Origin of the sequence: Moorena sp. SIO4E2 (assembly GCF_010671945.1) — a bacterium.
Lineage (GTDB): Bacteria > Cyanobacteriota > Cyanobacteriia > Cyanobacteriales > Coleofasciculaceae > Moorena > Moorena producens.
Genome location: NZ_JAAHIE010000002.1, coordinates 50830 through 55557 on the forward strand (window position 1 = coordinate 50830; position 4728 = coordinate 55557).

Below are 4728 nucleotides of genomic sequence, written 5' to 3' on the forward strand. Positions count from 1 at the left end.
AGGTTAGCAGGTTGTTGAGGGGTAAGTGATTGACTACAGCCTTGGTTATCTTCAGAACTTTCAACGGGCAACTGGCTAACTTGAAACTCTTTTTCAACCGGCAACTGGCTAACTTGAAACTCTTTTTGAAACTGTAGCCACACCCTACCATTAGCTTGGACTTGAACAGGTAGCTGTCCTAAGCAATGGTTGAAAATAGCAATGTCGTGAATGGCTAAATCCCAGAGAGAATCTACATCTTGACGTACTGGTCCTAAGTTAGTACGGGCGGCGTATCCATAGCGTAAGTCTCCTAAGCATCCCGAGTGAACAACTTCTTGAGCACGCTTGACCGCTGGGTGAAATAGATAGGTATGGTCAACCATGAGCTGTCGCTGGTTTTCTTGAGCCAGGTGGCACAATTCTAGACACTCAGCCACATCAAGGGTTAAGGGTTTTTCTGCTAGGACGTGTTTCCCCTGGTTTAGAGCATCCTTAATTATGGTGTAATGGGTAACTGCTGGAGTAGCAATTACTACTGCCTCAATTGTCGGGAGATCCCGTATCGATTCCCAATCTGTTGCCAAACGTACCTCAGGAGCTAGGTTATATTTATCTTTAATAGCTGCCAAGGTTTCTGGGTATGGATCAACCACTGCCACTAAGCAAGCATCAGGGTGTGCCAAGAAATTCCTGACCAAGTGTTTGCCCCAGCGACCTGCTCCCAATATCGCTACTCCGGTTTGTTTCATTTTTCGCCTCTCAATTCCAGAAATGCCTGTTTGGCTGCTGCTTGTTCCGCAGCTTTTTTCGATCTTCCTGTACCTTCACCTAATTGTCGATTTTGTAGCCAGACTTGGGCAGTGAAGCGGTTGTTTGCCCCATGCACTTGTAGGTTTTCGGTCAGATGATACTTTGGGAGCAGTTTGTAGTGAGCTTGAGTCCATTCCTGAAGAGCATCTTTGTAGTTTTGGCGGGCAGGGTCTTGACGAATTTCAGTAGTGAGTTTTTGTAAGTGAGGGTCTAGCCAAGGACGGACTAATTCTAGGGTATGGGTACTTAAATATAATGCTCCCAATATTGCTTCAAAGGCATCAGCTAAGCGGGATGTTTCGCCAACTTTGTCCCCAGCGGCACTATTGGAAACGAGTAAATAACGCTCTAGACCATAGCTGCGAGCGAGTTGAGACAGAATGCGATCGCTTACCAGTACGGAACGAATGGCAGCAAACTCACCAACGGAAGAGTTGGGATAATTTTCCCATAGCCATTCTGAGCTAGCTAAACGTATTACAGCATCACCAACAAACTCCAACTGCTCATAGTTGTCTTCTGCTGAGATACTACAATGAGTCAGTGCTAAATCTAGCAACGACCAATTCACAGCTGTAGTTTTAGATAGTCCTAACTTTTGAACTAACTTCTCTAATTGTTTCTGACGACGGGGATCTTTGATGGTCATGGGTGTCTGTTGTCGTGAGTCGGAAAGTCCTTTGTGACTAACCAGAGTCTGCTGGGAGTACTCATTACTAACGACTAATAGCTAAATTGAGAGAAAGTCGGACATAAGCCGGGTTCTGTTCTCCCTAGCAACAATGAAAAAGCTACTAAAGAGGGTGGTTATCTATCTAGGACGGCTGTTACCAGACGCCTCATGCGGTTCTCCATATCCGGAACTGGTAAAAGACCAACCGTAGTTCCTCTCGACCTTGCTCCCAACCGGGGTTTACCGAGCCAGCACCTCTCGATGCTGCTGGTGCGCTCTTACCACACCTTTGCACCCTTACCTGTGAAAGAATCAGGAAAAAGGCCGGAAGAATTTATTCTTCCTGGAGCCTTCTACCTTTATCCTTCCCATCGGCGGTATGTTTCTGTGGCACTATCCTCACGGTCACCCGCACTGGGCGTTACCCAGCAAGTTTGGTCTTTCGGGAGCCCGGACTTTCCTCAGACTCGCAGAAAAATGCGAATCCGCAACCACCTGCGCCTACTTTCTCTCTACTCTAGTTTAGACTTGATTAGCAGTTGGTTGTTAGCTGCTGGAGTTAGAGTCAATTTAGAGGCACAGAGCATTATCTGTCCCAGGAGCAGCAACTAGGGAAATGCGATGGGACGTTGGAGCCGCTGCGCGAACGCAAAAGCTAATCCTCTAGAATTTGTTGGATTACACTCCTAAGATCTTTGTCATCAGGGCGTTTTGTGAACTGTTTATGACTGTAAATCCAAACAAGTTTGATAACTGATTTACTTGTATTAACTAAATACATCAATCTGATTTGTCCAGAAGCGCCTTGGCCAAACTTCAACTCAAGCTTATGAAATGTCCATCCTTCAGGTAACTTACTCGTTTTTGGGAAAGGTTCTTGACGGGAATTTCTAGGATATGGGTTCTCTATTAAATTGTCTAGGACTTGCGTGACAAGCAAAAAAAAGCTATTTTTGTGAACTTTGTGATCTTTGGCAAGTTTTTTCAAAGAACGATAAAAATTCTGTGAGTTTTCAGTGTCAATCGAGAAGGGATTTGATCCAGTCACTCACTTCTCCTTTACCAATAAGATTTGAAGATGATGAAGCAAAAGCGTCCTCCAAAACTTTTGACATCACCGATTCATATGCGGGGTGCTCACGTTCTATTTCATCAAGTTTCTGCTTACCTAATGCTTTCATATCCTCAAGAATAATGGGCTCAGTTGAGCTAGCGTCAGATCGTAAACCTTTGCGAGCTTTTTGCCAAGGAAACTCGCAGTGGGTCATATTACTAAGTCGAAAAGCATGATAGCCACCAAAATATTCCCAAGTTTCTTCTAGAAGCTCTATCTTCTCATCAGGGATATTTGAGAGGAAGTCTTTTTTAGGGATAGGTAATTGCTTAGCTTCAAACTCACTGTAAAACCTGTAAGCACTAGGGCACACAGGACCGTATCGCCATGCTTGAATTTCTTCATCAAACAATGGCTGATCGTAAAGGGCTAGATGTAAACTTTGTGCATAGTACAGAAGCTTTTGAAGCTTCATGTTGGTCATTTCAGCTTCCATGCCATCATCGTAAGCTTTTACGATGAAATAGCGAGCCGCATTGAGACAATCAACCATAGTTAGACTCGCAAATCTAATTTAAATAACCTTCAATGATAGCAATTTATAATAATTGCTTGTGCTTATCATTTTGACACTCCCCGGTCGCGCATACGCGGGGATTCTTTGCTCAACGAGTCAGCTTGCTCAGTCAGGCCGGAACCAGAAAGAGTAGAGGCCGATTCTCCCAAAGCGTTTCGGGAGACCCGTTCGCGTAGCGTGGCCTACGGCCTCCGCTGCGCGAACGGATCTATGATCCAGGTTCCGGTGTGCCCCACCGTACCTAAGGCTTGTTCAAGGATGTTGATTGCAGCGTTATGGTCTCTGTCTAGGGAGCAACCACACTGACAGACGTGGGTTCTAGTTGATAGAGATTTCTTGACTGTTTCACCACAATTGGAGCAGTTTTGGCTTGTGTAGGCAGGGTTGACTGCAACAGTTATCTTGCCAAACTTAGCGCCAAAGTGTTCTATCCATTTCCTGAATTGATACCAACCTGCATCATTAATAGACTTAGCAAGACAATGATTTTTTACCATATTCTTAACCCTCAAGTCTTCATAGGCTACCAGGTCGTTTGACCGGACTACGCAACGTGCCAGTCTCTTGGCATGTTCTTGACGTTGCCTACTTATTTTGAGGTGTGTCTTACCTAGCCTATTAATCGCTTTCTTGCGATTGGATGAGCCTTTCTTTTTCCGGGAAACTTGACGTTGATATAATTTTAGGCGCTTTTCACCTTTTCTGTAGAACCTGGGATTAGGTTCAGCATCTCCGTTAGAATCTGTGTAGAAATCCTTTAGTCCAACGTCTAAGCCAATGGTGTTACCTGTAGCTGGAACAGGTTCATTAATGTCAACCTGAACGCAGAATTGGACATAGTATCCATCAGCTCGACGGACTATCCTGACTCTCTTGATCTGCTTCTTGTCGAAGCGCCACAAGTCCCATGTACCCTTGAGTTTGAGTTTCCCGATTCCCTTCAAGTCACTAAAGATGATTGACTTTTTATCAGGACATAGCTTCCATCCTGAAGTCTTATACTCTACTGAGCGACAATGTTTCTTGAATCGTGGAAACCCTTTCTTGCCGGGTACTTTTTTCTTACAGTTATCGTAGAAGCGGACGATTGATGACCAGGCTCGTTCAGCACTTGCCTGACGAGCCATAGAGTTCAGCTCATTGGCAAAGGTCAACTGTTTTGCTAGGACAGTGCAATATTTGTTGAGATCGTATTTATTGACCCCTTTATTGTCCATCCAATAGCGAATGCAGCTATTGCGAATAAACTTAGCCGTTCTAATCGCCTCATCTATGGCTGAATATTGTCTCTGCTTGCCGTATGCTTTGAACTCTAAAACTATCATTAGTATCGACCTATTGCTACTAATTTAGTATACAATACATAGCATAAAATTTAGGAACTTTCCAAATATTTTTTTCACGGCTAAAAGCGAGCTATCTCGCTTTCATCCCCGGTCTAAGGACGCGGGGTTTTCAGCATCGTTGATTCCTGATAACCTAAACTAATTCAATAGTACAATTATACTACTAAGCTGCTGATCGATAGCAATCCGATTTGAGTGGTGAAACACCAGAAGAGGGAGAGAGGGGTAAGAAGGGAAAGAATTTCACGATTTTTGTTCACAAATTAATTACCCCCGGGCTGGATCA

4 protein-coding genes, 1 other RNA gene and 1 pseudogene are annotated in these 4728 nt (G+C 44.2%); all 6 read right to left on the minus strand.

The features are described 5' to 3' along the window. A partial coding sequence (locus F6K37_RS00850; RefSeq protein WP_287247554.1) for a Gfo/Idh/MocA family protein occupies positions 1–731 on the minus strand: 731 nt, incomplete at its 3' end. Beyond that, the gene (gene rnc / locus F6K37_RS00855; RefSeq protein ID WP_008179978.1) at positions 728–1441 is read right to left on the minus strand and encodes a ribonuclease III; all 714 of its coding nucleotides are present in this window, start codon (positions 1439–1441) and stop codon (positions 728–730) included. The genes F6K37_RS00850 and rnc, both read right to left, overlap by 4 nt. Positions 1442–1530: 89 nt before the next feature. Beyond that, positions 1531–1973, minus strand: an RNA gene (gene rnpB, locus F6K37_RS00860) — RNase P RNA component class A. Positions 1974–2120: 147 nt separating this feature from the next. Continuing rightward, positions 2121–2513, minus strand: coding sequence for a hypothetical protein (locus F6K37_RS00865; protein ID WP_044492303.1), 393 nt, complete (start codon positions 2511–2513; stop codon positions 2121–2123). Further along, positions 2485–3072 (minus strand): Panacea domain-containing protein, encoded by a 588-nt coding sequence (locus F6K37_RS00870; RefSeq protein ID WP_287247558.1) that lies wholly within the window; start codon positions 3070–3072, stop codon positions 2485–2487. Before F6K37_RS00870 ends, F6K37_RS00865 begins: the two co-directional genes overlap by 29 nt. Positions 3073–3140: 68 nt before the next feature. Continuing rightward, positions 3141–4421 (minus strand): annotated as a pseudogene (locus tag F6K37_RS00875) (RNA-guided endonuclease InsQ/TnpB family protein). Positions 4422–4728 lie beyond the last annotated feature (307 nt).

Coding starts and splice junctions, on each gene's coding strand:
- rnc (WP_008179978.1), bottom strand. CDS start 1,441: ATGACCATCAAAGATCCCCGTCGTCAGAAACAATTAGAGAAGTTAGTT.
- F6K37_RS00870 (WP_287247558.1), bottom strand. CDS start 3,072: ATGGTTGATTGTCTCAATGCGGCTCGCTATTTCATCGTAAAAGCTTAC.